This is a genomic window from Pseudomonas sp. GM41(2012) (genome assembly GCF_000282315.2).
Classification (GTDB): Bacteria; Pseudomonadota; Gammaproteobacteria; order Pseudomonadales; family Pseudomonadaceae; genus Aquipseudomonas.
This window is the reverse complement of record NZ_AKJN02000007.1, coordinates 76,416-103,052: the sequence shown is the minus strand read 5'-3', so window position 1 is coordinate 103,052 and position 26,637 is coordinate 76,416. Positions and strand designations below refer to the sequence as shown.

25 protein-coding genes are annotated in these 26,637 nt (G+C 60.4%); 16 read left to right on the top strand and 9 right to left on the bottom strand.

Features of this window, described 5'->3' with window-relative positions:
* Nucleotides 1-6 precede the first annotated feature (6 nt).
* The 3 genes from rsmB to def are packed head-to-tail and all read right to left on the bottom strand — an operon-like array spanning nucleotide 7 to nucleotide 2,837.
* Entirely contained in the window at nucleotides 7-1,317 is a 1,311-nt protein-coding gene (rsmB, locus tag PMI27_RS13960; RefSeq protein ID WP_008155681.1) for a 16S rRNA (cytosine(967)-C(5))-methyltransferase RsmB, read from the bottom strand.
* On the bottom strand, nucleotides 1,314-2,273 hold the full coding sequence (gene fmt / locus PMI27_RS13965; RefSeq protein WP_008155678.1) for a methionyl-tRNA formyltransferase: 960 nt from the start codon (nucleotides 2,271-2,273) through the stop codon (nucleotides 1,314-1,316). Before fmt ends, rsmB begins: the two co-directional genes overlap by 4 nt.
* A 57-nt stretch (nucleotides 2,274-2,330) precedes the next feature.
* The gene (gene def / locus PMI27_RS13970; protein WP_008155676.1) at nucleotides 2,331-2,837 is read right to left on the bottom strand and encodes a peptide deformylase; all 507 of its coding nucleotides are present in this window, start codon (nucleotides 2,835-2,837) and stop codon (nucleotides 2,331-2,333) included.
* 172 nt (nucleotides 2,838-3,009) lie between these two features.
* Between def and PMI27_RS13975 the strand changes: the two genes are divergently transcribed.
* The 3 genes from PMI27_RS13975 to PMI27_RS13985 all read left to right on the top strand — a co-directional run bounded on the left by PMI27_RS13975 (nucleotide 3,010) and on the right by PMI27_RS13985 (nucleotide 5,827).
* A complete protein-coding gene (locus tag PMI27_RS13975) occupies nucleotides 3,010-4,035 on the top strand; it encodes a LysM peptidoglycan-binding domain-containing protein (RefSeq protein ID WP_008155674.1) in 1,026 nt (341 codons plus the stop codon).
* A 79-nt stretch (nucleotides 4,036-4,114) separates the two neighbouring features.
* Entirely contained in the window at nucleotides 4,115-5,215 is a 1,101-nt protein-coding gene (gene dprA, locus PMI27_RS13980) for a DNA-processing protein DprA (protein WP_008155672.1), read from the top strand.
* A gap of 54 nt (nucleotides 5,216-5,269) precedes the next feature.
* Nucleotides 5,270-5,827, top strand: a complete 558-nt coding sequence (locus PMI27_RS13985; protein ID WP_008155669.1) for an L-threonylcarbamoyladenylate synthase — start codon at nucleotides 5,270-5,272, stop codon at nucleotides 5,825-5,827.
* A gap of 90 nt (nucleotides 5,828-5,917) precedes the next feature.
* On the opposite strand, the gene PMI27_RS13990 is transcribed toward PMI27_RS13985, so the two are convergent.
* On the bottom strand, nucleotides 5,918-6,895 hold the full coding sequence (locus PMI27_RS13990; RefSeq protein ID WP_008155667.1) for an NADPH:quinone reductase: 978 nt from the start codon (nucleotides 6,893-6,895) through the stop codon (nucleotides 5,918-5,920).
* A 178-nt stretch (nucleotides 6,896-7,073) separates the two neighbouring features.
* On the opposite strand from PMI27_RS13990, the gene hemF reads away from it, so the two are divergent.
* Together hemF and aroE are read left to right on the top strand one after the other, a co-directional pair.
* Complete coding sequence (gene hemF, locus PMI27_RS13995; protein ID WP_008155665.1) at nucleotides 7,074-7,988, top strand: oxygen-dependent coproporphyrinogen oxidase; 915 nt, start codon at nucleotides 7,074-7,076, stop codon at nucleotides 7,986-7,988.
* Nucleotides 7,989-8,001: 13 nt separating this feature from the next.
* A complete protein-coding gene (gene aroE, locus PMI27_RS14000; RefSeq protein ID WP_008155663.1) occupies nucleotides 8,002-8,823 on the top strand; it encodes a shikimate dehydrogenase in 822 nt (273 codons plus the stop codon).
* Between the two features lie 102 nt (nucleotides 8,824-8,925).
* Here the strand turns inward: aroE and PMI27_RS14005 are convergent, their stop codons facing one another.
* From PMI27_RS14005 to betC, 3 genes are all read right to left on the bottom strand, one after another.
* Nucleotides 8,926-10,494 (bottom strand): SulP family inorganic anion transporter, encoded by a 1,569-nt coding sequence (locus tag PMI27_RS14005; RefSeq protein WP_008155660.1) that lies wholly within the window; start codon nucleotides 10,492-10,494, stop codon nucleotides 8,926-8,928.
* A 264-nt stretch (nucleotides 10,495-10,758) separates the two neighbouring features.
* Nucleotides 10,759-11,679, bottom strand: coding sequence for a choline ABC transporter substrate-binding protein (gene choX / locus PMI27_RS14010; RefSeq protein ID WP_008155658.1), 921 nt, complete (start codon nucleotides 11,677-11,679; stop codon nucleotides 10,759-10,761).
* A gap of 16 nt (nucleotides 11,680-11,695) precedes the next feature.
* A complete protein-coding gene (gene betC / locus PMI27_RS14015; protein WP_008155656.1) occupies nucleotides 11,696-13,210 on the bottom strand; it encodes a choline-sulfatase in 1,515 nt (504 codons plus the stop codon).
* A 114-nt stretch (nucleotides 13,211-13,324) separates the two neighbouring features.
* Between betC and PMI27_RS14020 the strand changes: the two genes are divergently transcribed.
* Nucleotides 13,325-14,275, top strand: a complete 951-nt coding sequence (locus PMI27_RS14020; RefSeq protein ID WP_008155654.1) for a choline sulfate utilization transcriptional regulator — start codon at nucleotides 13,325-13,327, stop codon at nucleotides 14,273-14,275.
* Here PMI27_RS14020 and PMI27_RS14025 read toward each other — a convergent pair.
* Nucleotides 14,262-14,933 (bottom strand): NAD(P)-dependent oxidoreductase, encoded by a 672-nt coding sequence (locus PMI27_RS14025; RefSeq protein ID WP_008155653.1) that lies wholly within the window; start codon nucleotides 14,931-14,933, stop codon nucleotides 14,262-14,264. The two genes, PMI27_RS14020 and PMI27_RS14025, sit on opposite strands and share 14 nt — an antisense overlap.
* Before the next feature lie 82 nt (nucleotides 14,934-15,015).
* On the opposite strand from PMI27_RS14025, the gene PMI27_RS14030 reads away from it, so the two are divergent.
* The gene (locus PMI27_RS14030; RefSeq protein WP_008155651.1) at nucleotides 15,016-15,342 is read left to right on the top strand and encodes a DOPA 4,5-dioxygenase family protein; all 327 of its coding nucleotides are present in this window, start codon (nucleotides 15,016-15,018) and stop codon (nucleotides 15,340-15,342) included.
* A gap of 5 nt (nucleotides 15,343-15,347) precedes the next feature.
* Here the strand turns inward: PMI27_RS14030 and PMI27_RS14035 are convergent, their stop codons facing one another.
* Nucleotides 15,348-15,749, bottom strand: a complete 402-nt coding sequence (locus PMI27_RS14035) for a GFA family protein (RefSeq protein WP_008155649.1) — start codon at nucleotides 15,747-15,749, stop codon at nucleotides 15,348-15,350.
* 318 nt (nucleotides 15,750-16,067) lie between these two features.
* Between PMI27_RS14035 and PMI27_RS14040 the strand changes: the two genes are divergently transcribed.
* The 9 genes from PMI27_RS14040 to PMI27_RS14080 all read left to right on the top strand — a co-directional run bounded on the left by PMI27_RS14040 (nucleotide 16,068) and on the right by PMI27_RS14080 (nucleotide 26,541).
* Nucleotides 16,068-17,375 (top strand): CitMHS family transporter, encoded by a 1,308-nt coding sequence (locus PMI27_RS14040; RefSeq protein ID WP_008155646.1) that lies wholly within the window; start codon nucleotides 16,068-16,070, stop codon nucleotides 17,373-17,375.
* Between the two features lie 85 nt (nucleotides 17,376-17,460).
* Nucleotides 17,461-18,228, top strand: a complete 768-nt coding sequence (locus tag PMI27_RS14045; protein ID WP_008155643.1) for a TerC family protein — start codon at nucleotides 17,461-17,463, stop codon at nucleotides 18,226-18,228.
* A gap of 213 nt (nucleotides 18,229-18,441) precedes the next feature.
* On the top strand, nucleotides 18,442-20,100 hold the full coding sequence (locus PMI27_RS14050; RefSeq protein WP_008155640.1) for a Na/Pi cotransporter family protein: 1,659 nt from the start codon (nucleotides 18,442-18,444) through the stop codon (nucleotides 20,098-20,100).
* Nucleotides 20,101-20,295: 195 nt separating this feature from the next.
* Complete coding sequence (locus PMI27_RS14055) at nucleotides 20,296-21,672, top strand: M16 family metallopeptidase (protein WP_008155638.1); 1,377 nt, start codon at nucleotides 20,296-20,298, stop codon at nucleotides 21,670-21,672.
* A gap of 274 nt (nucleotides 21,673-21,946) precedes the next feature.
* Complete coding sequence (locus PMI27_RS14060) at nucleotides 21,947-22,975, top strand: DUF5924 family protein (RefSeq protein WP_008155637.1); 1,029 nt, start codon at nucleotides 21,947-21,949, stop codon at nucleotides 22,973-22,975.
* A gap of 54 nt (nucleotides 22,976-23,029) precedes the next feature.
* Nucleotides 23,030-24,178 carry an MlaE family ABC transporter permease gene (locus tag PMI27_RS14065; protein WP_008155634.1) on the top strand — a complete coding sequence of 383 codons (1,149 nt, stop codon included), beginning with the start codon at nucleotides 23,030-23,032 and terminating at the stop codon, nucleotides 24,176-24,178.
* Nucleotides 24,175-24,978: an ABC transporter ATP-binding protein gene (locus tag PMI27_RS14070; RefSeq protein WP_008155632.1), complete on the top strand. Its 804-nt coding sequence runs from the start codon at nucleotides 24,175-24,177 to the stop codon at nucleotides 24,976-24,978. Before PMI27_RS14065 ends, PMI27_RS14070 begins: the two co-directional genes overlap by 4 nt.
* Before the next feature lies 1 nt (nucleotide 24,979).
* Nucleotides 24,980-25,918 (top strand): MlaD family protein, encoded by a 939-nt coding sequence (locus PMI27_RS14075; RefSeq protein ID WP_008155630.1) that lies wholly within the window; start codon nucleotides 24,980-24,982, stop codon nucleotides 25,916-25,918.
* Nucleotides 25,915-26,541, top strand: a complete 627-nt coding sequence (locus PMI27_RS14080; protein ID WP_008155628.1) for an ABC-type transport auxiliary lipoprotein family protein — start codon at nucleotides 25,915-25,917, stop codon at nucleotides 26,539-26,541. Before PMI27_RS14075 ends, PMI27_RS14080 begins: the two co-directional genes overlap by 4 nt.
* Nucleotides 26,542-26,637 lie beyond the last annotated feature (96 nt).

Genomic DNA, 26,637 nt, shown 5'->3' with positions numbered 1-26,637 from the left:
ATCCGTTTAACCGCGCGCGGCGGCGATCTTGATTAGCTTGGCGTAGTAGAACCCGTCGTGGCCGCCTTCCTGGGCCAGCAATTGGCGACCGTGAGGTTGCTTGATACCGGCTTGAGTCGCGAGGTCCAGTTCACGGGCGCCCGGCGTGCGGGCGAGGAAGGCTTCGATGACTTCGGTGTTCTCGGTCGGCAGCGTGGAGCAGGTGGCGTAAAGCAGGATGCCGCCGACCTCCAAAGTTATCCACATGGCATCGAGCAGTTCGCCCTGGAGAACTGCGAGTGCGGCGATGTCGTCAGGTTGGCGAGTCAGCTTGATGTCCGGGTGACGACGAATCACACCGGTGGCCGAGCACGGCGCGTCGAGCAGAATGCGCTGGAACGGTTTGCCGTCCCACCAGGTCGCGGTGTCGCGGCCGTCGGCGGCGATCAGTTCGGCGCTCAGGCCCAGGCGTGCGAGGTTCTCGCGCACGCGCACCAGACGCTTGGCTTCCAGGTCCACCGCGACCACGCCGGCGAGTGCCGGCTCGGCTTCAAGGATGTGGCAGGTCTTGCCGCCCGGTGCGCAGCAGGCGTCCAGCACCCGTTGGCCCGGTGCCAGGTCGAGCAGATCGGCGGCCAGTTGCGCGGCTTCGTCCTGCACGCTGATCCAGCCTTCGGCGAAACCCGGCAAGCTGCGCACGTCGGAAGCGGCGTCGAGAATGATGCCGTCCTGACTGTAAACACACGGCGTGGCGGCGATGCCGGCGTCGGTCAGCAACCCGAGATAAGCATCACGGCTGTGATGACGACGGTTGACCCGCAGGATCATCGGCGGATGCGCGTTGTTCGCCGCGCAAATGGCTTCCCATTGTTCAGGCCAGAAGGCTTTCAGGGATTTTTGCAGCCAGCGCGGGTGGGCAGTGCGCACCACTGGATCGTGCTCCAGCTCCGCTAGCAGCGCTTCGCTTTCACGCTGGGCGCGGCGCAGCACGGCATTGAGCAAGGCCTTGGCCCAGGGCTTTTTCAGCTTATCGGCGCAACCCACGGTTTCACCGATGGCGGCATGGGCCGGAACCCGTGTGTAGAGCAACTGGTAGAGACCGACCAGCAACAGCGCTTCGACATCAGCGTCGGCTGCCTTGAACGGCTTCTGCAGCAACTTGGCCGCCAGCGCCGACAGACGCGGCTGCCAGCGCGCGGTGCCGAACGCCAGGTCCTGGGTGAAGCCGCGGTCGCGGTCTTCGACCTTATCCATCTGTGTCGGCAGGGAACTGTTGAGTGAGGCTTTTCCGTTAAGAACAGCAGCAAGTGCCTTGGCGGCGGCCAGACGTGGATTCATTGAGCGGCCGCCGCTTGACCGAGGACGGTGCCGACGGCGAATTTCTCACGACGGCTGTTGAACAAGTCGCTGAAGTTCAGCGCCTTGCCGCCGGGCAATTGCAGACGAGTCAGACACAGGGCTTGCTCACCGCAAGCGACGATCAAACCGTCCTTGCTGGCGCTGAGGATTTCACCGGGAGCGCCCTGCCCTTCAGCGAGGCTGGCGGCCAGCACTTTCAATGCTTCGCCATTCAGCGTGCTGTGGCAGATCGGCCACGGATTGAAGGCGCGAACCAGGCGTTCCAGCTCAACCGCCGGGCGGCTCCAGTCGATGCGCGCTTCATCTTTGTTCAATTTGTGAGCATAAGTGGCGAGGCTGTCGTCCTGCACGTCGCCTTCCAGCGTCCCGGCAGCGAGGCCGGCAATCGCCTGAATTACCGCTGGCGGACCCATTTCCGCCAGACGGTCGTGGAGGCTGCCGCCGGTGTCTTCACCGGTGATCGGGGTGGTGACTTTGAGCAGCATTGGCCCGGTGTCGAGGCCCAGTTCCATGCGCATGACAGTCACGCCGCTTTCGCTGTCGCCCGCTTCGACGGCGCGCTGGATCGGCGCCGCACCGCGCCAGCGTGGCAGCAAGGAGGCGTGGCTGTTGATGCAGCCCAAACGCGGAATATCCAGCACCACTTGCGGCAGGATCAGGCCGTAGGCGACCACCACCAGCAAGTCCGGCTTGAGCGCAGCCAGTTCAGCCTGAGCGTCTTCGTTGCGCAGGGTTGGCGGTTGCAGCACCGGGATGTTGTTTTCCAGAGCCAACTGCTTGACCGGACTAGGCATCAACTTTTGCCCGCGACCCGCCGGACGGTCCGGTTGAGTGTAGACCGCGACGATCTCGTAAGGGCTGTCGAGCAGGGCCTTGAGGTGTTCGGCGGCGAATTCCGGGGTGCCGGCAAAGACGATGCGCAGTGGCTCAGTCATTCAAAAGGTCTCGCAAAAGAAAAAGGCTTGCCGCAGCAAGCCTTTGAAAGGAGGGCATCAAGCGTTCTGGCGATGGAGCTTTTCCAGTTTCTTCTTGATTCGGTCGCGTTTGAGATTGGACAGGTAGTCGACGAACAATTTGCCATTCAGGTGGTCGCATTCATGCTGGATGCACACGGCGAGCAGGCCTTCGGCGATCAGTTCGTAAGGCTGGCCGTCGCGGTCCAGGGCCTTGACCTTGACCTTCTGTGGGCGATCGACGTTTTCGTAGAAGCCCGGCACCGAGAGGCAGCCTTCCTGGTATTGCTCCATCTCGTCGGTCAGGGTTTCGAACTCGGGGTTGATGAACACCCGCGGTTCGCTGCGGTCTTCGGAGAGGTCCATCACGACGATACGTTTGTGCACGTTGACCTGGGTCGCGGCGAGGCCGATGCCTGGCGCTTCATACATTGTTTCAAACATATCATCGACCAACTGACGCACTTCGTCGTCCACTACGGCCACTGGTTTGGCGATAGTGCGCAGGCGCGAATCGGGGAATTCGAGGATGTCTAAAATGGCCATAAGCTCAATTGCTGCACATGTGAGGTAATGTCGGGTCGATGGCCTGGCGGGTCCGAAGATGCAGGCTACCGTTGTAAAACGTAGCTTCCTTCTCTTTTTGCTGAAGAGTCAGGAGCGAGCCACGAGGGCTCTGGCGTTCTACGCGAATGCACATAATAAAGGGATTCACCGCATGAGGAAATCACTACTCGCCTTGCTCCTTCTGGCCTCGGCCGGTTTGGCGCACGGGCAAGTGCAACTCAAGGAAGGTTTTCCACAGCAATACACCGTGGAATCCGGTGACACACTCTGGGACATATCGGGGAAATTCCTTCGTGAGCCGTGGAAATGGCCGGAGCTCTGGCAGGCCAATCCACAGATCGAAAACCCCAATCTCATCTATCCCGGCGACTCGCTGTCGCTGGTCTACGTCAATGGGCAGCCACGCCTGACCCTCAATCGCGGCGCTTCCAGGGGCACCATCAAGCTGTCGCCACGCGTGCGCAGCAGCCCGGTTGCCGATGCGATCCCAAGCATTCCGCTGCAATCGATCAACAGCTTTCTGCTGAGCAACCGCATCGTCGACAAGGCCGAGGACTTCGACAAGGCGCCTTATATCGTCGCCGGCGATGCCGAACGCGTGCTCAGTGGCACCGGTGACCGAATCTTCGCTCGCGGCCATTTCGACCCGGCTCAACCGGTTTACGGCATCTTCCGTCAGGGCAAGGTCTACATCGATCCTGTCAGTAAAGAATTTTTGGGGATCAATGCCGACGACATCGGCGGTGGCGAGATTGTGGCCACCGAAGGCGACGTTGCCACCCTGGCGCTGCAACGCACCACCCAGGAAGTCCGCATCGGCGACCGCTTGTTCAGCGGTGAAGAGCGCTCCATCAATTCGACCTTCATGCCCAGTGCGCCAAAAACCCAGGTCAACGGGTTGATCATCGACGTGCCGCGCGGGGTTACCCAAATTGGCGCGATGGATGTGGTCACGCTGAACAAGGGCCAGCGCGATGGCTTGGTCGAAGGCAACGTGTTGGTGGTGTTGAAAACCGGTGAAACCGTGCGTGACCGGATCACCGGTCAGCCACTGAAAATCCCGGATGAGCGCGCCGGTCTGCTGATGGTTTTCCGCACCTATGACAAGCTCAGTTACGGGCTGGTGCTCTACGCATCACGCTCCCTGGCGGTGCTGGACAAGGTGCGAAATCCTTAACAGGCTCCACAAGTTACCAACAGAGTTATCCACAGCTTATTCCCGTTTGAACGGGGCTCATAACGATCAAGGATGATCCATGTCGCTGTCTGCTTTTGCACCGGTTTCCCCTGCGGAACTGGAAGCTCGTTTACGTTTGCATCGCCTGCCGGAACTCGGTCCTGTGCGATTCAAGAAATTGCTTGAGGCCTTCGGCTCGGCGTCCAAGGCTATCAGCGCGCCGGCCAGTGCCTGGCGTTCGTTGGGTTTGCCCCTCGCTTGCGCGGAGGCCAGGCGCTCCAGTGAAATCCGTGATGGCGCGAGCCATGCATTGGCCTGGTTAGAGCGTCCGGGCCAGCATTTACTGATGTGGGACCAACCTGACTATCCGGCACTGTTGGCGGAAATCAGTGATGCGCCGCCACTGTTATTCGTAGCAGGCGATCCCGGCATTCTGGAAAAACCGCAACTGGCGATGGTCGGCAGCCGTCGCGCTTCACGGCCGGGTATGGACACCGCCGCCGCCTTTTCCCGCAGTCTGGCCGGCGCCGGGTTTGTCATTACCAGCGGTCTGGCGCTGGGCATTGATGCCGCCGCCCATCAAGCCGCTTTGGACGTGGGCGGGCGAACGGTAGGTGTACTTGGCACGGGACTTGAAAAGTTTTATCCACAGCGCAATCGACGGCTGGCAGACGCCATGATCGCCTCGGGCAGTGCAGTGCTTTCGGAGTTCCCGCTGGATGCCGGACCGACCGCCAGTAACTTCCCCCGGCGCAATCGGATCATCAGCGGTTTATCCCTGGGCGTGCTGGTGGTTGAGGCGAGTGTCGCCAGCGGTTCATTGATCACCGCGAGGCTGGCGGCGGAACAAGGGCGTGAGGTGTATGCGATTCCCGGATCGATTCATCACCCGGGCGCAAAGGGTTGTCATCAGCTGATCCGCGACGGTGCGGTGCTGGTGGAAACCATCGAGCATATCCTCGAAGCGTTGCGCGGCTGGCAGCAGTTGCCGTTATCCACAGCGACACCATCAGTGACACATCCGTTGCTCATGCTGCTGCATGCCGCGCCCCACACCAGTGAAGCGTTGTCCGCCTCCAGCGGCTGGGCCTTGCCCAAAGTGCTGGCAGCGCTGACGGAGCTGGAAATGGACGGCCGGGCGGTCTGCGAAAGCGGGCGTTGGTTTGCGCGGGTGAGCTAGGTTTTATAAGGAAGATCGGTAAACTGCGCAGAGCCTTATTCCGGAGAGTTTTTCATGGTCAACAGTTGGCGTGTGCAACAAGCCGCACGAGCCATTCGCGCAGGCGCGGTGATTGCCTACCCAACCGAAGCGGTCTGGGGCCTGGGTTGCGACCCGTGGGACGAAGAGGCGGTCTATCGTCTGCTGGCGATCAAGGGGCGGTCGGTGGAAAAAGGGTTGATTCTGGTGGCCGACAATATTCGCCAGTTCGACTTCCTCTTCGAAGACTTTCCTGAATTGTGGATGGATCGCATGGCCAGCACCTGGCCAGGGCCGAACACCTGGCTGGTGCCGCATCAGAATATGTTGCCGCAGTGGATTACCGGTGTGCATGAAACGGTGGCATTGCGGGTCAGCGATCACCCATTGGTGCGGGATTTGTGCGCGGTGGTCGGGCCGTTGGTTTCAACGTCGGCCAACCCGCAGGGCCAACCGGCGGCGCGGACGCGGATTCGCGTCGAGCAGTATTTCCGTGGGCAGGTGGATTACGTGTTGGGTGGGAATCTGGGTGGGCGCAAGAATCCGAGCGTGATTCGCGATCTGGCGACGGGCAACGTCATCCGCCCGGATTGAGACCGCGTCATCGTTCATCGCGGGCAAGCCTTGCTCCTACAGGTAGTATGCGATCCCCTGTAGGAGCAAGGCTTGCCCGCGATGGCGTCTTCAAGGCAACAAAACAGTCGAGCCAGTTGTACGTCGCGCCGACAACTCGGTCTGCGCCTTCGCCGCTTCGGCCAATGGATACGTCTGGCTAATGTCCACTTTCAGTTTGCCGCTGATGATCATCTCGAACAGTTCATCCGCCATACGCTGCAGGTTTTCAGCGTTGTTGGCGTAAGTCGCCAGGGTTGGCCGGGTCACGTACAACGAACCCTTCGCCGACAGAATCCCCAGGTTCACCCCGTCTACCGCGCCCGACGCATTGCCGAAGCTCACCACCAGTCCGCGAGGCGACGCGCTATCCAGCGAAGTCAGCCAAGTGTCCTTGCCTACGCCGTCGTACACCACCGGGACTTTTTTCCCGTCAGTCAATTCCAGTACGCGCTGTGCGACGTTTTCATGGCTGTAATCGATGGTCGCCCAAGCGCCGTTGGCCTTGGCCAGTGCAGCTTTCTCCGGTGAGCTGACCGTGCCGATCAACTTCACCCCCAAGGCCTTGGCCCATTGGCAAGCCAGGGAGCCGACGCCACCCGCGGCAGCGTGAAACAGGATGGTTTCGCCACCCTTGAGTTCATAGGTCTGACGCAACAGGTACTGCACGGTCAGGCCCTTGAGCATCACGCCGGCGGCCTGTTCGAAGCTGATCGCGTCCGGCAGGTGCACCAGATTGGCCTCCGGCAACACGTGAACATCGCTGTAAGCGCCCAATGGACCGCTGCCGTATGCCACGCGATCACCCACTTTGAACCGGGTGACTTCACTGCCCACTGCCTCGACCACGCCCGCGCCTTCCGAGCCCACACCCGATGGCAGGGCCGGCGGTGCATAGAGACCGCTGCGGTAATAGGTGTCGATGAAATTCAGGCCGATGGCCTTATTGGTGACGCGAACTTGCTGCGGGCCGGGCTCAGCGGGTTGGTAATCGACATATTCGAGCACTTCGGGGCCGCCATGGGCGCGGAACTGGATACGCTTAGCCATCAGAACTCTCCTTAGGTCTTGGCTACTGGAGTTGTAGCGCGAAGCTCCCTATCGAACTCCCATGCTTGATCTTCGTCAACTGCGGCAGGCCCATCTGCGATGTTATGCTACGCGCCCATTTGCGCCGGCCCCGCTCCCATGGAGCGCCGCGTAGCTTTGCCCGATTCAAGGTGATGACATGACGACCCGCACCGAGGCCGTAAAAGCCTACCTGCTCGACCTGCAAGACCGCATTTGCGCGGCCCTCGAAGCTGAAGACGGCGGCACGCAGTTCGTCGAAGACGCCTGGACCCGGCCTGCCGGTGGTGGCGGTCGCACCCGGGTGATCGAAAATGGTGCTGTCATCGAAAAGGGCGGCGTCAACTTTTCCCACGTCTTCGGCAGCGGCCTCCCACCGTCCGCCAGCGCCCATCGGCCAGAGTTGGCCGGCCGTGGCTTCGAAGCCCTTGGCGTGTCTTTGGTCATTCACCCGCACAACCCGCATGTGCCGACGTCCCACGCCAACGTGCGCTTTTTCATCGCTGAAAAAGAAGGCGAAGAACCGGTCTGGTGGTTCGGCGGTGGCTTCGACCTGACCCCTTACTACGGCAATGAAGAAGACTGCGTGCATTGGCACCGCGTCGCCGAGCAGGCCTGCGCGCCGTTCGGTCCGGACGTTTACTCGCGCTACAAGGCCTGGTGCGACAGCTACTTCCACATCAAGCATCGCCACGAGCCGCGCGGCATCGGCGGCCTGTTCTTTGATGACTTGAACGAGTGGGACTTCGACACCAGTTTCGCCTTCATGCGTGCCATCGGTGACGCGTTCATCGACGCCTATCTGCCGATCGTGCAGCGCCGCAAAAACGATGCGTTTACCGCCAAACAGCGTGAATTCCAGGAATTCCGCCGTGGGCGCTACGTTGAATTCAACCTGGTCTACGACCGCGGCACGCTGTTCGGTCTGCAATCGGGTGGGCGTACCGAGTCGATCCTGATGTCCCTGCCGCCGCAAGTTCGCTGGAGTTACGATTGGAAAGCCGAGCCGGGCAGCGAAGAAGCGCGGCTGACCGAATACTTCCTGCAAGACCGCGATTGGTTGGCCAAGGCCTGAACGAGGAATTCTGATGGACCGTTACGTCGTATTCGGTAACCCGATTGGCCACAGCAAGTCGCCGCTGATCCACCGTCTGTTCGCCGAGCAGACGGCTCAAAAACTGGACTACAGCACGTTGCTGGCGCCCCTTGACGATTTTTCCACCTGCGCCCGGACGTTTTTCCTCGAAGGTCGCGGGGCGAATGTGACGGTGCCGTTCAAGGAAGAGGCCTATCGTCTGGCGAACAGTCTGACGGCGCGGGCGCAACGCGCCGGTGCGGTGAACACCTTGAGCAAACTCGCTGATGGAAGCCTGCTGGGCGACAACACCGATGGCGCCGGACTGGTGCGGGACCTGACGGTCAACGCTGGTTTCAGCCTCAAAGGCAAACGCATCCTGCTGCTCGGTGCCGGTGGCGCGGTGCGCGGTGCGCTGGAGCCGTTGCTGGCCGAGCAACCCGCCTCGGTGATCATCGCCAACCGCACGGTGGAAAAAGCCGAACTGTTGGCGGAATTGTTCGCGGACCTGGGGCCGGTGTCGGCCAGTGGTTTTGATTGGTTGAAGGAGTCGGTGGACCTGATCATCAACGCGACGTCCGCCAGTCTGTCAGGGGATGTACCGCCGATTGCCAGCAGTTTTATCGAGCCGGGTAAAACGGTGTGCTACGACATGATGTATAGCAAGGAGCCGACCTCGTTCTGTCGCTGGGCCAGTGAACATGGCGCGGCGGTGTCGATGGATGGCTTGGGGATGCTCGCTGAACAAGCGGCAGAAGCGTTCTTCCTGTGGCGCGGCGTGCGCCCGGATACGGCGCCGGTGCTGGCTGAACTTCGCCGTCAACTCGCGATATAACCTGTAGGAGCAAGGCTTGCCCGCGATGAACGATTACGCGGTGTGCCTGATACGGCGCGGCGCCTCAATCGCGGGCAAGCCATGCTCCTACAGGGTGTGTGTTCAATCTTCGAAACGGATCGGGCATTTCTCCGCCCCTTCCAGCTTCCGCAACTCTTCCACCACCTGCGGCCGCGCGCGCCGCAGGGTCAGGCTGCGATCCTGCCGCAGCAGCCGCCGCGCTTCCTGGTGCAGCATCTCCACGCCTGAATAGTCGATGAAGTTGATCTGTTGCGCTTCGATCACCACGCGCGCGCCGTGCATTCGCTGCAGGCGTACTTGCAGGTAATGGCTGGCGCCAAAAAAGATCGAACCGCCAACCCGCAGAATGTCTTCATCCCCATCCCGCCAATGCTGGACCCGCGGTTGCGAGGTGCGTTTGAGGTAGAAGAACAGCGAAGCCAACACCCCGGCGTAGATCGCGGTCTGCAATTCCAGCAGCAGCGTGGCGACACAGGTCAGTGCCATGACCAGGAACTCGGCGCGGCTGACGCGCAACAATGCGCGAATGCCGCGATGATCCACCAGCCCCCAGGCGATCAACAGAATGCTGCCGGCCATGGCCGGGATCGGAATGTGCGCGATCAAATTCGCGCCGAAGATGGCGAACAGCGCCACCCACGCTGCCGAAAAAACGCCGGCCATCGGCGAGCAGGCGCCCGCTTCGTAGCTCAGGCCCGAGCGGGTGAAGGAACCGGCTGACAGCGATCCGGAAAAAAACGCACCGACCATGTTCGATAAACCCTGGGCGCGGACCTCTTGGTTGGCGTCGAGCAACTGCTGGGAGCGGGCCGACAAGGATCGGGCAATCGACAGGCTGGTCACTAGCCCTAGCATGCCCACCGCCACTGCGCTGGGTAGCAAGCGCAGAATCAGCTCCAGATCCAGCGGCAGCGGGCTGAAGGGCGGCAGTCGGCCGACAAATGCGCTGACCAACTTCACATGGCCGAACATCGATGGCCAGAACCAGACCAGCAATCCGCTCAGCACCAGGGTGATCAATAGCGTCGGCCAGCGCGGCAGGAGCAGTTTCAGGATCACGCCGACGACGACCGTCGCCAGGCCCAGCATTAGCGACGGTTTATCCACTTCGCCGAGGTGACTGAAGAGCATCATCAAGCTGTTCAGCGCTGTTGCCTGGTTGGGCAATTCCAGCCCCAACAGATTCGGCAGTTGGCCAATGGCAATCACCACCGCCGCGCCGAGGGTGAAACCCAGCACCACCGAGTGCGAGACGAAATTCACCAAGGCGCCGAAGCGCAGCAAACCGAGCAGCCACTGGAAAATGCCGGCAAGCAGCGTCAGCAACAGGATCAGGGTGACGTAGTCCCCTGACGCCGGAACGGCCAGAGGACTAACGCTGGCGTACAAGACGATAGAAATCGCCGCCGTAGGACCGCAGATCAAATGCCACGAAGAACCCCAGAGACAGGCGATCAGCACTGGGATAATCGCAGCATACAGACCGTATTCAGGTGGGAGACCGGCGATCAGCGCGTAGGCAATGGATTGCGGCAACGCGAGAATCGCGCCACTGAGACCGACAATCAGGTCACGACCGACGCTGGCGCGGGTTTGCCGAGGCATCCAGCTGAGGAAGGGGAAGAGCGAATGGCGGCTTGGGAAGGCCATGGGTCCTCTCGGGTGGGATTTTGCGCAAGGGTAGCAGGGTTGTGAGGGGTGTCAGATGAATCCACCCCTCACCCCAGCCCTCTCCCCACGGGGGAGAGGGGGAAAGGGGGCCGATCTGTGTTGTTATTAAATCTGGTGTTCGACTCGGTAATTCAGGTCGCAGGATTCCTTACTGTCACCTCGGTCAGTCCCCTCTACCCTCTGGGGAGAGGGTTAGGGTGAGGGGTCGATCCTGAACCAGACACAGAATCCAGCATCACCCGATCAAAGCTTCGCCTTCACCGCCCCCAGCGCATCCTTCCCATCCACTGTCTTCACCCCATCAAGCCACTTATCCAGCACCGCCGGATTAGCCTTGATCCACGCCTTCGCCGCATCAGCATTGCTGACCTTCTTGTTCACCACCTCGGCCATGATGCTGTTCTCCATTTCCTGGGTGAAACTCAGGTTGGTGAGCAGTTTGCCGACGTTCGGGCAGGCCTGTGCATAACCTTTGCGGGTCAGCGTATGAACGCTGCCGGTATCGCCAAAGTACTTCTCGCCACCCTTGAGGTAATGCATTTTCAGCTGCACGTTCATCGGGTGCGGGGTCCAGCCGAGGAAGGTCACGAACTTCTGTTTTTTCACCGCGCGCGACACTTCGGCCAGCATTGCCTGCTCGCTGGATTCGACCAGTTTCCACTGGCCCATGTCGAAGTCGTTCTTTTTGATAATTTCCTGCAACGAGATGTTGGCCGGAGCGCCGGAGCCGATGCCGTAGATCTTCTTGTCGAACTTGTCGGCGTATTTGTTCAGGTCGGAAAAGTTATGCACACCCGCGTCCCAGACGTAATCCGGGACCGCGAGGGTGAATTCGGTGCCGTCGAGGTTCTTCGCCAGTTGCGTGACATCGCCGGTGGCCACGAACTTGTCGTAGAAACCCTGTTGTGCCGGCATCCAGTTACCGAGAAACACGTCGACCTGGCCATCTTTCAAGCCGCCAAAGGTGATCGGCACGGCAAGCGTGTCGACCTTGGCCTTGTAGCCCATGCCGTCCAGCAGAAACCCGGTGATGGCGTTGGTGGCGGCAATGTCGCTCCAGCCAGGGTCGGCCATTTTCACCGTCTCGCAACTCTGATCGGCATACGCCGATGCACTGCCCAGAGCCAGAAGCCCGACCGTCATTGCTGTGGATAACCTACGCATGGCATTCCCCTTAACATTATTGGTTTTGGCAGGGTTGTGGATAACGTGCTTTACGCTCCAGATCGTCGAGGTCGATGTGGTTGCGCATGTACTGCTGACTGGCGTCCACCAGCGGCTGGTGATCCCAGCTCTTCAGCTTGCCGATGGTTAATGCCTCGGCGACAAAACGTCGGCGCCGTTGGCTGGCGAGCACTTGTTGGTGGATCGCCGGGATATCCCATTTGGCCCGGGCTTCGGCGAGAAATTCATCGAAAATCGACCGATGTTGTGGCGATTGGCTGAGTTCTTCCAGTTCGCGCGGGTCGTTGTGTACGTCGAAGAGTAGGCAAGGGTCGTCTTCGCTGTAGATGAATTTGTAGGCGCCACGGCGAATCATCATCAGCGGGCTGATAGTGCCTTCAGCCATGTACTCGCCGAAGACCTCGTCATGACCGCCCTGCCCTTGCAGGTGCGAGACCAGTGAGCGGCCATCCAGCGGCAGCCCCGGCTCCAGCGAACCGCCGGCCAGTTCCACGAAGGTCGGCAACAGATCGGCAGTGGACACCGCCGCGCTGACCCGGCCGGCGCCGAATTGCCCCGGCGCACTGATCAACAGCGGTACGCGGGCGGCCATTTCGTACCAGTGCATTTTGTACCAGAGCCCACGCTCGCCGAGCATGTCGCCGTGGTCGCCGGAGAACACAATGATGGTGTCGTCGATCAGGCCGGTTTCCTCGAGTGTTTGCAGGAGTTTGCCGACGTTGCTGTCGATATAGCTGCACGCACCGAAGTACGCACGGCGTGCATCGCGAATCTTATCCACAGGCAGTGGTTTGTCCCACAGGTCATACACTTTGAGTAAACGCTGGGAATGCGGATCAAGTTCGGTCTGCGCCGGGGTTTCAGGCAACGGGATGTCGGCGTCGTCGTACATATCCCAGAAGGCCTTGGGAATGGTGTACGGGTCGTGTGGGTGAGTCATCGAAACGGTCAGGCAGAACGGCTGATCGCCATCCTCGCGGATGTGATCGAACAAATACTGCTGGGCCTTGAACACCACTTCTTCGTCGAAATCCAGCTGATTGGTGCGTACGCACGGTCCGGCCTGCAGTACCGAAGACATGTTGTGAAACCAGGTTGGACGCACGTCCGGCTCGTCCCAGTTCACAGACCAGCCGTAATCGGCCGGGTAGATGTCGCTGGTCAGGCGTTCTTCATAGCCGTGCAGCTGATCCGGGCCGCAAAAATGCATCTTGCCCGATAGCGCGGTGCGGTAGCCGAGTCGACGCAGGTAGTGGGCATAAGTCGGTACATCGGCGGGGAAATCGGCCGCGTTGTCGTAGGCGCCGATCTTGCTCGGCAACTGACCGCTGACCAGGGTAAAACGCGACGGCGCACACAATGGACTGTTGCAATAAGCGGCGTCGAACACCACGCCTTGGGCGGCGAGGCGGCTGAGATTCGGCAGTTTGATGGGCGAAGGGCCGTAGAACGGCAACATTGGCGCGGCCATCTGATCGGCCATGATGAAAAGAATATTCTTGCGCTTCATGTGATCGCGGCATTCCATAGTGAATATTTATGCGAGAGTGCTGCAATCGAGCATGTAGCCCACGCAATTTGTGGTAAAGCCCATGCGCGGCAATGACTAGGATAAGCACAGCTTATGTATGACGCCCTTGGTGATTTGTCTCTGGATTTGCTTCGCGCCTTTGAAGCTGCGGCCCGTCAGCGCAGCTTCACGGCGGCTGCAGTGGAGCTTGGCACCACGCAACCGGCCATCAGCCAGCAGATCAAACGGTTGGAAGAACAACTCGGGACGCGGCTGTTCGACCGGATCTATCGCGGCATCGAACTGACCGAGGCCGGGACGATCCTGTTTGAGCAGGTTCAGCTCGGATTGCAGAATATCGACGCAGGATTGAGCGCGATCAGCGCACAGCAGCAACATGAAGTGTTGCAGGTCGCCACCGATTTCGCTTTCGCCGCGTATTGGCTGATGCCGCGCCTGCACCGCTTCCATGCCGCCAATCCTCAAGTGGACGTCAGCCTGGTCACCAGCGAACGCAGCCTCAACATGCTGCGCACCGATATTGATGTGGCGGTGTTGTTTGGAGATGGCCGATTCAAACAGGGCGAAAGCCATTGGCTGTTCAGCGAAGAAGTGTTTCCAGTGTGCAGTCCGCTGCTGTTGAAGGATCGTCCCCTGCCCTTGCCATCCCAGTCATTGCTCGAGTTCCCGCTGCTGCACCTTCGCGGCGAGAACAGCAGCAACTGGTTCGACTGGAGCGGCGTATTTCGGGAATTGGGGATCGCTTCGGCACCGGCGCCAGGGCAATTGCGCTTCGACAATTACACGCTGTTGATTCAAGCGGCCATTGGCGGTCAAGGTGTGGCGATTGGGTGGCGGCACCTTGTGGATAACTTGCTGGCGCAAGGTTTGTTGTGCCGACCGATTGCGGAAACGGTGATTTCCAGGCTCGGCTACTACGTGGTCCTGCCCCAGCGGAAACGGCGTGGAGCGCTGATTCAACAGTTTGTGGACTGGCTGATGGCTGAGCAGGCCAGCAGTGCGCAATCGCTGAACGGCCTGCCGTTGCCGTCTATTGCTGTATAGCCTCGGTCGCGACAAAGGTCACGTGTTCGCCGACATGCAGGTTCAACCGCAACTCATCGGCAATCCCGACGGCCACCCGGCTCAACCGTCCAAGCGGTTCGGCGAGGCCCGGCTCCAGGCTGCTGCTGACGTGGCTGAAATGTTCGATGGTCAACCCTGGCACCCCGCGCGGCGCATTCACCAGCGTCCAGTGCAAGGTGCTGCTTTGCAGGGCTTCGCGGATTTCTTCGGCGGCGTGGCGTTGCAGTCGATCTTCTATCTCCGGATCGTCCAGTGCCTCGAAATCTCCGACCAGAAACAGTCGGGCAATCCCTGAGGCCTGCATGCCATCGATCAGGGCATCCACCGCCAGCACTTGCTCGACCGGGCCGGGCACGATGGATTTTTCCACGTGCTCGCTGTTCATCGGCAATCCGGGTGCATCCAGCAGACAGATCACCGCCGAACACCCGGCGACGCTCTGCTTGACCCGCTTGGCGTCGAACAAGTCACCGGTCTTGGTCCGCAGTCCCGGACGCGGCGCGAGCGCCGTCAGGTCATCAAGAATCGCGATCACTTCATGTTGGCGCCGCAGCATTTCAGCCATCAGCGCACTGCCCAGGCTACTCATGGCACCATAAAGCACTACTTTCACCACCGGGGTTTCGGCATTTTTCATGGCCGTGCTCCGTTCTTCCTATCTCTATGGCGTGTGACCTGTGGGAAACAACGCCGGTTCGACTCGGTTCAGAGGGTTTCAAATGCAGCAGATCAAGGGCTACCACGCCCATGTCTACTTCGACGCCAGTACCCTTCCTCAGGCGCGCGCCTTGTGTGAGCAGGCGGCGCAACTGTTTCCAGTGAGGATGGGCCGCGTCCATGAACGGCCGGTGGGCCCGCACCCGGACTGGAGTTGCCAGTTGGCCTTCGAGCCGCAATACATCGGCGACGTGCTGCCCTGGCTTGCGCTCAACCGCAAAGGCTTGGTGGTGTTCCTGCACCCGGACACCGGCGACGATCTGCTCGACCACACCGAGCATGCGATCTGGATGGGTGCGATTCGGCCACTGGATCTGTCTATTTTTTGATCAGTTTACAACTGTTCCTCGGCTTCGCCGGGCAAATGTTCATCCAGATGCAGCCACGGCAGTCGGTTGTCAGTCCAGATATGCCTTTCGGCGGGTGCGTGCTCGGGATGATCGAGGGTGGCGATGGTCACATCGATGCTGTCCGGGCTCAGGTGCGTGACCAGCGCCAGCTGCGCCCCACAGTTGCCGCAGAAATACCGCACGCAGGTGGTTGAAGAGTCGTACTGCGCCGGCGTTCCTTTCACCCATTCAAAGGCTGACGCGGGCACGGTGATCCAGGTGGTCACGATCCCGCCGCTGACTCGTCTGCAAATCGAACAATGACAGTGGGCGATGTCGTGCAAAGGCCCGCTGAATTGATAGCGCAGATGTCCGCAGTGGCAGCCGCCCGTATGAATTTCGGCCATGTTTTGTCCTCCTGCCCTGTTTTCAGGGACTTCAAACCGTCCGACGACCGGTTGCACATCTGGTCAATGCTTTCATCCGCGAAAGCTGGCTGAAAGCTTCCGCGATTAGGATCGCCCCCACTACCGGCAACAGACCGGTCGGCCAATGCCAGTGTTTTATCGCTCGCACAGCCCATTTAACAACAACAATGGTGATCCTGATGTCCTCTACTACCCGCCACTTCGCTGTCACTCCACCCATACGCCTCGTGCTTCCCGTTCTGCGCTGACCCACCCGGTTCGCCCATTCCCTAGACGCGCTATGCCTGGAGTATTCCCATGCTGACTTTCCTTGGCTTTGCCATGGTCATCACGTTCATGTTCCTGATCATGACCAAGCGCCTTTCCGCGCTGATCGCTTTGATCATCATCCCGATCCTGTTCGCGCTGTTCGGTGGTTTTGCGCCGAAGATCGGCCCGATGATGCTCGAAGGCATCACCAAGCTCGCACCGACCGGTGTGATGCTGATGTTCGCCATTCTGTACTTCGCCCTGATGATCGATTCCGGCCTGTTCGACCCGGCCGTGCGCAAGATCCTCAAACTGGTCAAGGGCGACCCGTTGAAAGTTTCGGTCGGCACCGCCGTACTGGCGCTCGTCGTCTCCCTCGATGGGGACGGCGCGACCACTTATATGATCTGCGTGGCCGCCATGTTGCCGCTCTACGCCCGTATCGGCATGAGCCCGCGGATCATGGCCGGCTTGATCATCCTCGCCGGTGGCGTGATGAACATGACGCCATGGGGCGGCCCGACCGCTCGTGCGGCCAGTGCGCTGCACGTGGACCCGTCCGACATCTTCGTACCCATGATTCCGGCGATGGCTTTCGGGGTGCTGGCTATCCTCGTGATTGCCTACTTCTACGGCATGCGTGAGCGTGCACGTCTGGGTGAGCTGCACCTGGTGGGCGAGGAAATCGACCACAGTGAAATCAGCGTTTCGCAATTCCCGGATGCCCGTCGTCCGAAGTTAATCTGGTTCAACGGCGCCCTGACCCTGGTCCTGATGTGCACCCTGGTCGCCGGTCTGTTGCCGCTGCCGGTGCTGTTCATGGTGGCGTTCAGTATCGCGATGATCGTCAACTACCCGTGCATGCAACAGCAAAAGGACCGCGTCGCGGCCCACGCCGGTAGCGTGCTGGCGGTGGTCGGTTTGATCTTCGCGGCCGGTATCTTCACCGGCATCCTGTCGGGCACCGGCATGGTCGATGCGATGTCGAAAAGCCTGTTGTCGGTCATCCCGGACTTCCTCGGTCCGTACCTGGCGGTGATCACTGCACTGGTGAGCATGCCGTTCACGTTCTTCATGTCGAACGATGCATTTTATTACGGCGTGTTACCGGTACTTGCGGAAGCCGCCAGTCATTACGGTATAACCGCGGTTGAAATGGCACGTGCCTCGATCGTCGGTCAGCCCGTCCACTTGCTGAGCCCGCTGGTACCATCGACCTACCTGTTGGTGGCCCTGGCCGGTATCGACTTCGGTGATCACCAGCGTTTCACCCTGAAGTGGGCAGTGCTGGTTTGCATGTGCATACTGGTCGCCGCTTTGCTGATGGGGATTTTTCCGCTGTTCAGCACTCTATAAGCCCAAGACTCACCATGACGGGTCCAGGCTTTGTTGTTTGAAGCCTGGGCCCTTCGTGGTTTAACACTCGCACAAAGGAATACACATGGAATGGCTGACCAACCCTGAAATCTGGGTTGCCTTCTTCACCCTGACCGCCCTGGAAATCGTTCTGGGTATCGATAACATCATCATGATTTCGATCCTGGTCAGCCGCATGCCCAAGCACATGCAGGCGCGCACGCGGATTTTCGGCCTGGCGCTGGCCATGGTCACGCGGATCCTGTTGCTGCTGTCGATCACCTGGGTCATGCGCCTTACCGCCGACTTGTTCGAAGTGTTCGGCCAGGGTATTTCCGGGCGTGACCTGATCCTGTTCTTCGGTGGTCTGTTCCTGCTGTGGAAGAGCTCGCAAGAGATGTACCACGCGCTGGAAGGTGAAGACGAAACCAATGAGGAGCCGGGCGGCAAGGGCGGCAACTTCCTCTACACCATCGTTCAGATCGCGATCATCGACATCGTGTTCTCGCTGGACTCGGTCATCACCGCCGTGGGCATGGTGTCCCACGTACCGGTCATGGTCGCGGCGATCGTCGTTGCCGTGCTGGTGATGATGTGGGCTTCCGGCACCATCAGCGAGTTCATCGACAAGCACCCATCGCTGAAGATGCTGGCGCTGTCGTTCCTGTTGATAGTCGGTACTGTGCTGATTGCTGAATCCCTCGACGTTCACGTGCCAAAAGGCTACGTCTACTTCGCCATGGCGTTCTCGCTGGCGGTGGAAGCAATCAACATCAAGATGCGTACCGCGATGGCGAAAAAGCGCAAGCAGCAGGATCCGGTGAAGCTGCGCAAGGACATTCCGGGTCAGTAACCCGAATGCCATGTGATGACAAAGGGGCCTTCGGGCCCCTTTTTCATATCTGCATGAACCTGTTTTCATGACGGTTTTGTTTCAATCGCTTCTTTAGCTGTGCGATGCTGGCGCGCAGACCGTTAGCCAACTACAGCTTAAGTACAGAACGTAGAAGAACGCGCGGCACCGTCAACTTGCCCCAATGGGGCGCTACCACCACAGGGGGCCTGCATGCTCACCCTGCTCAATTTGTTATCTGCCGTGGCCTTGTTGATTTGGGGCACGCACATCGTCCGAACCGGCATCTTGCGGGTCTACGGTTCCAACCTGCGCCATGTGATTGGCCGGAACATGTCCAAGCGCTGGCTGGCGTTCATCTCGGGGATCGTCGTGACGGCGATGGTCCAGAGCAGCAACGCCACCGCCATGCTCGTCACCTCCTTTGTCGGTCAGGGCCTGATGGCGTTGACCCCGGCCCTGGCGACCATGCTCGGGGCCGACGTCGGTACCGCGCTGATGGCGCGGGTGCTGACCTTCGACCTGTCATGGTTGTCGCCGCTGCTGATCTTTCTTGGGGTGATTTTCTTTCTGTCGCGCAAACAGACCCGGGTCGGACAGATGGGCCGGGTCTGTATCGGGCTGGGGCTGATCATCCTGGCGCTGCAACTGATCGTCGAGGCTGCCGCGCCGATTACCCAGGCCCAAGGCGTGAAGGTTATTTTCGCCTCGCTGACCGGCGACATCTTGCTCGATGCCCTGGTCGGCGCGCTGTTTGCGATGGTTTCCTACTCCAGCCTGGCCGCCGTCCTGCTGACCGCGACCCTGGCCGGTGCTGCGGTGATCAGCCTGCCCGTTGCCATCGGCCTGGTGATCGGCGCCAACATCGGCAGCGGCATCCTTGCCTTCCTCAGCACCAGCATGCAGAACGCCGCCGGCCGCCAGGTGGCGCTGGGCAGCCTGCTCTACAAACTGATCGGCCTGTTGCTGATCATCCCGGTGCTCGACCCGTTGGTGCACTGGATCGACAGCCTGGACTTCAGCCCTCAGGAAATGGTCATCGGCTTTCACCTGCTCTACAACACCGCGCGTTGCCTGCTCTTGCTGCCGAGTGTCGGACCGATGGCCAGGTTCTGTGCGTGGGTGCTGCCGGAGCGCCCGCAAATCAATGGCACTGCCAAACCGCGGCATCTTGATCCCACAGCGCTGGTCACGCCCAGTCTGGCGCTGGCCAATGCCGCCCGGGAAACCCTGCGCATCGGCGACCTGATCGACAACATGCTCGAGGCCATGCTCGACGTGCTGAACGGCAAGCAAACCGCCGTTACCCAGGAAATGCGGCGCCTGACCGATGATGTGGAATCGCTCTATGGCGCGATCAAACTGTATCTGGCGCAAATGCCCCGCGAAGACCTCAGCGAGCAGGACAGCCGGCGCTGGGCGGAAATCATCGAGCTGGCGATCAACCTTAAACTCGCCAGTGACCTCATCGAACGCATGCTGCGCAAGGTCCAGCAACAGAAAACCTCGCAGCGCCGGTCTTTTTCCGAGGTCGGCCTGGAAGAGTTGGCGGGGCTGCACAGTCAGTTGATCTCCAACCTGCGCCTGGGGTTGTCGGTATTCCTCAGTGCCGATAAGGAAAGTGCCCGCCAGTTACTGCGTGAGAAACGTCGCTTTCGCGCACAGGAACGGCGCCTGGCCCATGCTCACGTCAGCCGATTGCAACGTAAGATCGTGCAGAGTATCGAGACCAGCTCGTTGCACCTTGAGTTGATTGCCGACATGAAGCGTCTGAATTCACTGTTTTGCAGCAGCGCCTATGTGGTGCTGGAAACTTCCGACACCGGCGCCCTGGCGGCCGACGAATTCGCTGACATTACTCATTCACCTTGAACGTCTGGCAGAGTGATCAGTCAGTAACATTGATTCAGCATGAAGGCCGCCATCGCGAGCAGGCTCGCTCCCACAGGTGATCTGAGTCGGACACAATTTCCGATTACACCGAAGATCCACTTTGGGAGTGAGCCTGCTCGCGAAGACGGCCTGGCTGACGACACGGATCTCCGATTGGTTGCCTGGAAGCTTGCTATGCGTTGTTTGTTGTTCGCTTGTCTGTTGCTTGGCTCATTCCCTTCATTTGCCCTGGATCGCTTTCAGGTCGAGGGCTACACGCTGCCCAACGGCCTGCAATTGCTGCTCAAACCCGGTACCGAGCGCGGGCATGTGGCGATTCGTCTGGTGGTCGGCGTCGGCATCGATGATTTCAGCTGCGCCGACAAGGAGCTGCCGCACCTGCTTGAGCACTTGCTGTTCAGCGGCATCGACGCCACGGGCGAAGGCGGGCTGGAAGAGCGCATGCAGGCCTTGGGTGGCGAGTGGAACGCCTACACCAGCAATGCCGACACGACGTTCGTCATCGAAGCCCCGGCGAAAAACCAGCGCAAGGTCCTCGACCTGCTGCTGGCGCTGCTGACCCAGACCCGAATCGACGACAACGCCATCAACGCCGCCAAACAAGTGGTCGAGCGCGAAGATGGCGGCCATTACTCGCACCTGCAACGCTTTCTGGATCGTCAGGACCTTGGCCACACGGCGAGTAATCAGCTGGCAGTGGAACTGGGCCTCAAATGCCCCGAACGCGCCGAAGTCGATCACCTGACCCGCGATCAGCTGGAAAAGGTACGCAAGGCCTGGTACGCGCCCAACAACATGACCCTGATCGTCGTCGGCGACCTTGAGCGGTTGCTGCCGGCCTATCTGGAACGGTCTTATGGCGCGCTTGAAGCGGTCGATCCGACCGATCACCCGCCCCTGCCGGCGATCCAGGCCAGTGCTGCCCATGAGCGCACCCTGAGTCATGGTTTTGTTGGCGGCAGTGCCAAGTTGCATTGGCTGGTGCCAGAGCCGGTGCTGGAAGATCAGCACGACGAAACCTTCGACTTGCTCAAGGACTATCTGGACTGGGCGCTCTACCGCCAATTGCGCCTGGCCCATGGCTTGTCCTACGGGCCTTCGGTCGAGCGCGAGGTGTTTGGCGGTGTGGGTTTCATGAGCCTGAATGCGGACCTTGAGCGCGACGACGTGCCCGAGGCTGAACGGGTGCTGGATAATCTGAAGGCCGGGTTGCTCAGGGACGGTCTCAATGCCGGCACCTTCAACCGCATCAAGCAGGCCGCCATCGCCCGCCAGGCCTGGGCCGTGCAAGGCAACAGCGCGTTGGCCGATTATTACTGGAGTGCCCTTGGGGACTACGAGGACGGCCGTTTCGCCAACCCCGCCAAGGAACTGCAAGGGGTGACGCTGGAAGAAGCAAACAAGGCCATGCGTGAATTGCTGATGCAGCCGGGCTACCTGCGGATCGAACAGCCGTTGATCAGTGATGATCAGTTTATGTGGGCGATTGCCGGGGTGTTCGGTTTGCTTGTACTCAGTCTGTTGGCTTGGCGCGTACATCGCAGACGGTAACCGATCCTTGTGGCGAGGGGACTTTTGTGGCGAGGGGGCTTGCCCCCGTTGGGCTGCGAAGCGGCCCCAAAACTGATGACCCGTTTAGGCAGATACACCGCATCAACCGGTTTTGCGACTGCTACGCAGCCGAACGGGGGCAAGCCCCCTCGCCACAGGTAAGCGTCTAGGCCCAGGTTTTGTGTTTGGCCAAAGTGACCGGGACCCTCGCCACGCCGCCCTCTCGGCGGTTACCCTGTCGAGGATTTTTCCCACGACTATTGCGAACCGCCGAATGCCTACTCTGACCCTATTCGTACAGCGCATCCTGGAATTGATGAAGCGCTACCCAGGGGTCATTGCGCTCGGTGGTTTCATTTCCGGGGTCGGCAGCTTCATGCTGGTGGATCGCCAACAGGGTCTGGCGACCTGGATCACCACCATCATGCTGGTCAGCTGGGTCTGGCTGATGCTGGAAAACAGCCTCACCAAGCTGTTCGCCAAGGTCTTCAAGCGCGAAATACCCCAGCCGCTACTGCGTTATGCGACGCAGATGATCCACCAGGAAAGCCTATTCTTCGTTCTGCCGTTCTTTTTAATCACTACCACCTGGAACAGCGGCCAGTTGTTCTTCACTGGATTACTGAGCATGGCGGCGCTGATTTCGATCATCGACCCGCTCTACTACAAATGGCTGGCACCGCGCCGCTGGGCGTTCCTGGCACTGCACACCCTGACTCTGTTCGCGGCCCTGCTGACCGCCCTGCCCGTCATTTTGCACCTGACCACCGCCCAGAGCTTCAAGCTGGCGCTGGGCATTGCCATGTTGCTGTCGTTCCCGAGCCTAGCCTCGATCTTCCCGATTCGCACTGTGCGCAATGCGTTGGCGATCCTCAGCATCACCGTCGGTATCGGCGCCGCCGGTTGGGTGCTGCGATCCTGGGTTCCACCGGCGACCCTGTGGATGACCGATGTGGCGATCAGCACCCAAATGCAAGACCGCACCCCCGGCAAGAGCCTGGAAGAAGTCAGCGCCGAGCAGATTCGCGGAGGTGGGCTGTACGCGTACACCGCGATCAACGCCCCCAGGGGGCTGGCTGAGCGGATTTATCACGTCTGGATGTTCAACGGGAAAGAAGTCGACCGTATCCCGCTGGATATCAATGGAGGGCGCAAGGAAGGCTATCGCGCCTGGACCCACAAGCAAAACTTCCCCGGCAACCCCGCAGGCAAATGGCAGGTCCGGGTGCTGACTGAGGACGGTCAGTTGATTGGCGTGCTGCGCTTCAAGGTCATGGACAGCACACCCATCAAAGAAAAGTAACGTGGTTCGTGCTATTAGTCAGATCTGCGTAATAGCCGAACAAGCACGGAGTTTATGACTAGCAGCACAATGCCCGGCAGTGCCCTACTGGACACCTCGCAAAGCCCTGCTCTGTTGCGGGTCACGGGTGACTGGACGCTCGCCCATTATTCCGATCTCAGCCGCCTGAGCGAAAGGCTCCGTGGCCAATACGACAACAACACCCACATCGATCTCAATAGCCTCGGCGCACTCGATACGGCGGGTGCGTCATTGCTGGTGGAGTTGCTGGGGGCCGAGCGTCTGGGCAAATCTGCCGAACACCCCGATTGCACCCTTTCTTCCGCTGATCGCGCCTTGTTGCAGACGGTGTACTGCTCGCTGACCGACTTCTGCGTGCCGATCAAGGAACCGGAAATCAGCGTCGGCATTCAACTGCTGACCCGCATCGGCCGGGCGGTTGACGCGGTCTGGCAGGACACCCTGCAACTGCTGGGTTTTGTCGGCCTGATTCTGGAAACCATCGCCCGCGGGCTGTTTCGCCCCAAGCGCTGGCGCATTACGCCGATGGTCGCGCACATCGAACAGACCGGCCTCGACGCCGCGCCCATCGTTGCCCTGCTGACCTTTCTGGTGGGCGCCGTGGTGGCATTTCTCGGGGCGACGGTGTTGGCGAGTTTCGGCGCGAGTATTTTCACCGTGGACCTGGTGGCGTTCTCCTTCCTGCGCGAATTCGGTGTGTTGCTGACCGCGATCCTGATGGCCGGCCGCACCGCCAGTGCGTTCACCGCGCAGATCGGTTCGATGAAAGCCAACGAAGAAATCGACGCCATCCGCACCTTGGGCCTCGACCCGATGGAGTTGCTGGTGGTGCCGCGCGTGTTGGCCCTGCTGGTCGCGCTGCCGATGCTGACCTTTCTGGCGATGCTTTCGGGGATTGTCGGCGGCGGTGTGGTTTGCGCGGTGGCGCTGGATATCTCGCCAGCGATGTTCCTGTCGCTGCTGCAAACCGACATCGGTGTTCAGCACTTTTTGGTGGGGATCGTCAAAGCACCGATCTTTGCGTTCCTGATCGCCGCCATCGGCTGTCTCGAAGGCTTTAAAGTCAGCGGCAGCGCCGAGTCCGTCGGTGCTCACACCACGTCGAGCGTGGTCCAGTCTATTTTCGTGGTGATCGTGCTCGACGCCGTGGCTGCGCTGTTTTTCATGGAGATGGGCTGGTGAGTCGTCTAACCCGAGCGCCATCCGAGGCGGTGATCGAAGTCCGCGATCTGTGCAATCGCTTTGGTCGCCAGAGCGTGCATGAGAACCTCGATCTGGATTTGTACAAGGGTGAAATCCTGGCTGTGGTCGGCGGTTCCGGCAGTGGCAAGTCAGTGCTGTTGCGCAGCATCGTCGGCTTGCGCCAGCCCAGCGAAGGGGTGGTGAAGGTCTTCGGCAAAAACCTGCCGACGCTGTCCGAACACGAGCGTTCGATGGTCGAACGGCGCTTTGGCGTGCTGTTCCAGAAAGGCGCCCTGTTCTCTTCGCTGACAGTCACCGAGAACGTCGCCCTGCCCCTGATCGAGCATGCCGGTTTGAGCCGAGAGGACGCCGAGCACCTGGCGGCAGTGAAAATGGCCTTGGCCGGGTTGCCGCTGTCGGCGGCCGACAAGTACCCCGCTTCGCTGTCCGGCGGCATGATCAAGCGTGCGGCACTGGCCCGCGCGCTGGCGTTGGACCCGGACATCCTGTTTCTCGACGAGCCCACTGCCGGCCTCGATCCGATTGGCGCGGCCGCGTTCGATCAATTGATCCTGACCCTGCGCGATGCGTTGGGCCTGAGTGTGTTTCTGGTGACCCACGACCTCGACACGCTCTACACCATCACCGACCGCGTGGCGGTGCTGGCGCAGAAGAAAGTGCTGGTGGCGGATGCCATCGACAAGGTCTCGGAAACTGACGATCCGTGGATTCACGAATATTTCCATGGCCCTCGCGGCCGCGCGGCGTTGACCGCCGCTCAACAGCTTAAGGAGGTTTGACATGGAAACCCGAGCCCATCATGTATTGATCGGCCTGTTCACCGTGATTGTGGTGGCGGGCGCCCTGCTCTTCGGCTTGTGGCTGGCCAAGTCCAGCGTCGACACCGAGTTCAAGGATTACGAAGTTGTCTTCAACGAGGCCGTCAGCGGCCTGTCCAAGGGCAGCGCCGTGCAGTACAGCGGGATCAAGGTCGGCGACGTGGTGACCCTGCGTCTGGACCCGAAAGACCCGCGCCGGGTGCTGGCGCGGATCCGCCTGGGCGGCGATACACCGATCAAGGAAGACACCCGGGCCATATTGGCGCTGACCGGGATCACCGGGACCTCGATCATCCAGCTCAGCGGTGGTACGCCGCAGAGTCCGAAGCTCAAGGGCAAGGACGGTAATTTGCCGACGATCATTGCATCGCCCTCACCCATCGCCCGTTTGCTGAACGACAGCGGCGACCTGGTGGCCGGTGTGAACATGCTGATGCTCAACGCCAACAAGATGTTTTCTTCGGAGAACGTCGAGCGCATCAGCCAGACCCTTGAACATCTGGAACAAACCACCGGCACCATCGCCGACCAGCGCGGCGATATCCGCCAGGCGATGCAGCAACTGGCCTCGGTCGGCAAACAGGCCGGCGCCATGCTGGAACAGACGTCGGCGCTGATGCGCAACGCCAATGGCATGCTCAACGATCAAGGCAAGCAGATGTTCGGCAGTGCCGAGCAGGCGATGAAGTCGTTGGAACAGAGCAGCGCGACCATCAACACGTTGCTCACGACCAATCAGGATTCGCTCAACAGCGGCATGCAAGGCCTCAATGGCCTGGCCCCGGCGGTGCGTGAACTGCGCGACACCCTGACGTCGTTACGGGCTATTTCCCAGCGTCTGGAAGCCAACCCCACCGGTTATTTGCTGGGCAATGACAAGAACAAGGAGTTCACGCCATGAAGCTGACTCACCTCGCCCTCCTCGCCAGCTTCGTTGTGCTCAGCGCCTGCTCGATCCTGCCCAAGTCCGAGCCGTCCGACGTCTATCGGTTGCCTTCGGCCCAGAGCAGCGCATCGGCCAGTCACGGGACGCCGCAGCGCTGGTCGCTGCGTCTGACCAAGCCACAGACCAGCGAAGCCTTGAACAGCCCGAAGATCGCCGTGATCCCTCAGGGTGATCTGATCAGCAGCTACAAGGCCTCGCGCTGGAGCGACCCGGCACCGGTGTTGTTGCGCAATCGTCTGTTGGATGGTTTCCAGCGTGATGGTCGGGTGACATTGCTGAGCACCGACGACAGCAACTTCCAGGCGGATCTTGAACTGGGCGGTAGCCTGCAGGCATTCCAGACTGAGTACCAAGGAACGAACGCGAGCGTCGTCGTGCGCCTGGATGCGTTGCTGGTACGCGGTTATGACCAGCGAATCCTTGCCAGCCGACGCTTTGAGGTGCGCCAGCCGTTGAGCGATGCGAAGGTGCCGGCGGTGGTGGCCGGGTTTGGCCAGGCCAGTGACCAGTTGACGGTGCAGGTGGTGGCTTGGGCGGTTGAGCAAGGGCAGAAAGTCGCTCCGCCTCCCCGCCCTTAAAGCCAACATAGCCCCAATGTGGGAGAGAGCCTTTGTGGCGAGGGGACTTGTCCCCGTTGGACTGCGCAGCAGTCCCAAAATCTGAGTTCTCGGTGT

Bases quoted from the DNA above. Each gene is read 5' to 3' on its own strand.
- rsmB (WP_008155681.1), bottom strand. From the start codon at position 1,317: ATGAATCCACGTCTGGCCGCCGCCAAGGCACTTGCTGCTGTTCTTAAC.
- choX (WP_008155658.1), bottom strand. From the start codon at position 11,679: ATGCGTAGGTTATCCACAGCAATGACGGTCGGGCTTCTGGCTCTGGGC.
- def (WP_008155676.1), bottom strand. From the start codon at position 2,837: ATGGCCATTTTAGACATCCTCGAATTCCCCGATTCGCGCCTGCGCACT.
- PMI27_RS13985 (WP_008155669.1), top strand. From the start codon at position 5,270: ATGGTCAACAGTTGGCGTGTGCAACAAGCCGCACGAGCCATTCGCGCA.
- PMI27_RS14030 (WP_008155651.1), top strand. From the start codon at position 15,016: ATGCAGCAGATCAAGGGCTACCACGCCCATGTCTACTTCGACGCCAGT.
- PMI27_RS14055 (WP_008155638.1), top strand. From the start codon at position 20,296: ATGCGTTGTTTGTTGTTCGCTTGTCTGTTGCTTGGCTCATTCCCTTCA.
- PMI27_RS14065 (WP_008155634.1), top strand. From the start codon at position 23,030: ATGACTAGCAGCACAATGCCCGGCAGTGCCCTACTGGACACCTCGCAA.
- PMI27_RS14040 (WP_008155646.1), top strand. From the start codon at position 16,068: ATGCTGACTTTCCTTGGCTTTGCCATGGTCATCACGTTCATGTTCCTG.
- dprA (WP_008155672.1), top strand. From the start codon at position 4,115: ATGTCGCTGTCTGCTTTTGCACCGGTTTCCCCTGCGGAACTGGAAGCT.
- hemF (WP_008155665.1), top strand. From the start codon at position 7,074: ATGACGACCCGCACCGAGGCCGTAAAAGCCTACCTGCTCGACCTGCAA.
- PMI27_RS14075 (WP_008155630.1), top strand. From the start codon at position 24,980: ATGGAAACCCGAGCCCATCATGTATTGATCGGCCTGTTCACCGTGATT.
- aroE (WP_008155663.1), top strand. From the start codon at position 8,002: ATGGACCGTTACGTCGTATTCGGTAACCCGATTGGCCACAGCAAGTCG.
- PMI27_RS14060 (WP_008155637.1), top strand. From the start codon at position 21,947: ATGCCTACTCTGACCCTATTCGTACAGCGCATCCTGGAATTGATGAAG.
- fmt (WP_008155678.1), bottom strand. From the start codon at position 2,273: ATGACTGAGCCACTGCGCATCGTCTTTGCCGGCACCCCGGAATTCGCC.
- PMI27_RS14050 (WP_008155640.1), top strand. From the start codon at position 18,442: ATGCTCACCCTGCTCAATTTGTTATCTGCCGTGGCCTTGTTGATTTGG.
- PMI27_RS14045 (WP_008155643.1), top strand. From the start codon at position 17,461: ATGGAATGGCTGACCAACCCTGAAATCTGGGTTGCCTTCTTCACCCTG.
- PMI27_RS14020 (WP_008155654.1), top strand. From the start codon at position 13,325: ATGTATGACGCCCTTGGTGATTTGTCTCTGGATTTGCTTCGCGCCTTT.
- PMI27_RS14025 (WP_008155653.1), bottom strand. From the start codon at position 14,933: ATGAAAAATGCCGAAACCCCGGTGGTGAAAGTAGTGCTTTATGGTGCC.
- betC (WP_008155656.1), bottom strand. From the start codon at position 13,210: ATGAAGCGCAAGAATATTCTTTTCATCATGGCCGATCAGATGGCCGCG.
- PMI27_RS13990 (WP_008155667.1), bottom strand. From the start codon at position 6,895: ATGGCTAAGCGTATCCAGTTCCGCGCCCATGGCGGCCCCGAAGTGCTC.
- PMI27_RS14080 (WP_008155628.1), top strand. From the start codon at position 25,915: ATGAAGCTGACTCACCTCGCCCTCCTCGCCAGCTTCGTTGTGCTCAGC.
- PMI27_RS14005 (WP_008155660.1), bottom strand. From the start codon at position 10,494: ATGGCCTTCCCAAGCCGCCATTCGCTCTTCCCCTTCCTCAGCTGGATG.
- PMI27_RS14035 (WP_008155649.1), bottom strand. From the start codon at position 15,749: ATGGCCGAAATTCATACGGGCGGCTGCCACTGCGGACATCTGCGCTAT.
- PMI27_RS13975 (WP_008155674.1), top strand. From the start codon at position 3,010: ATGAGGAAATCACTACTCGCCTTGCTCCTTCTGGCCTCGGCCGGTTTG.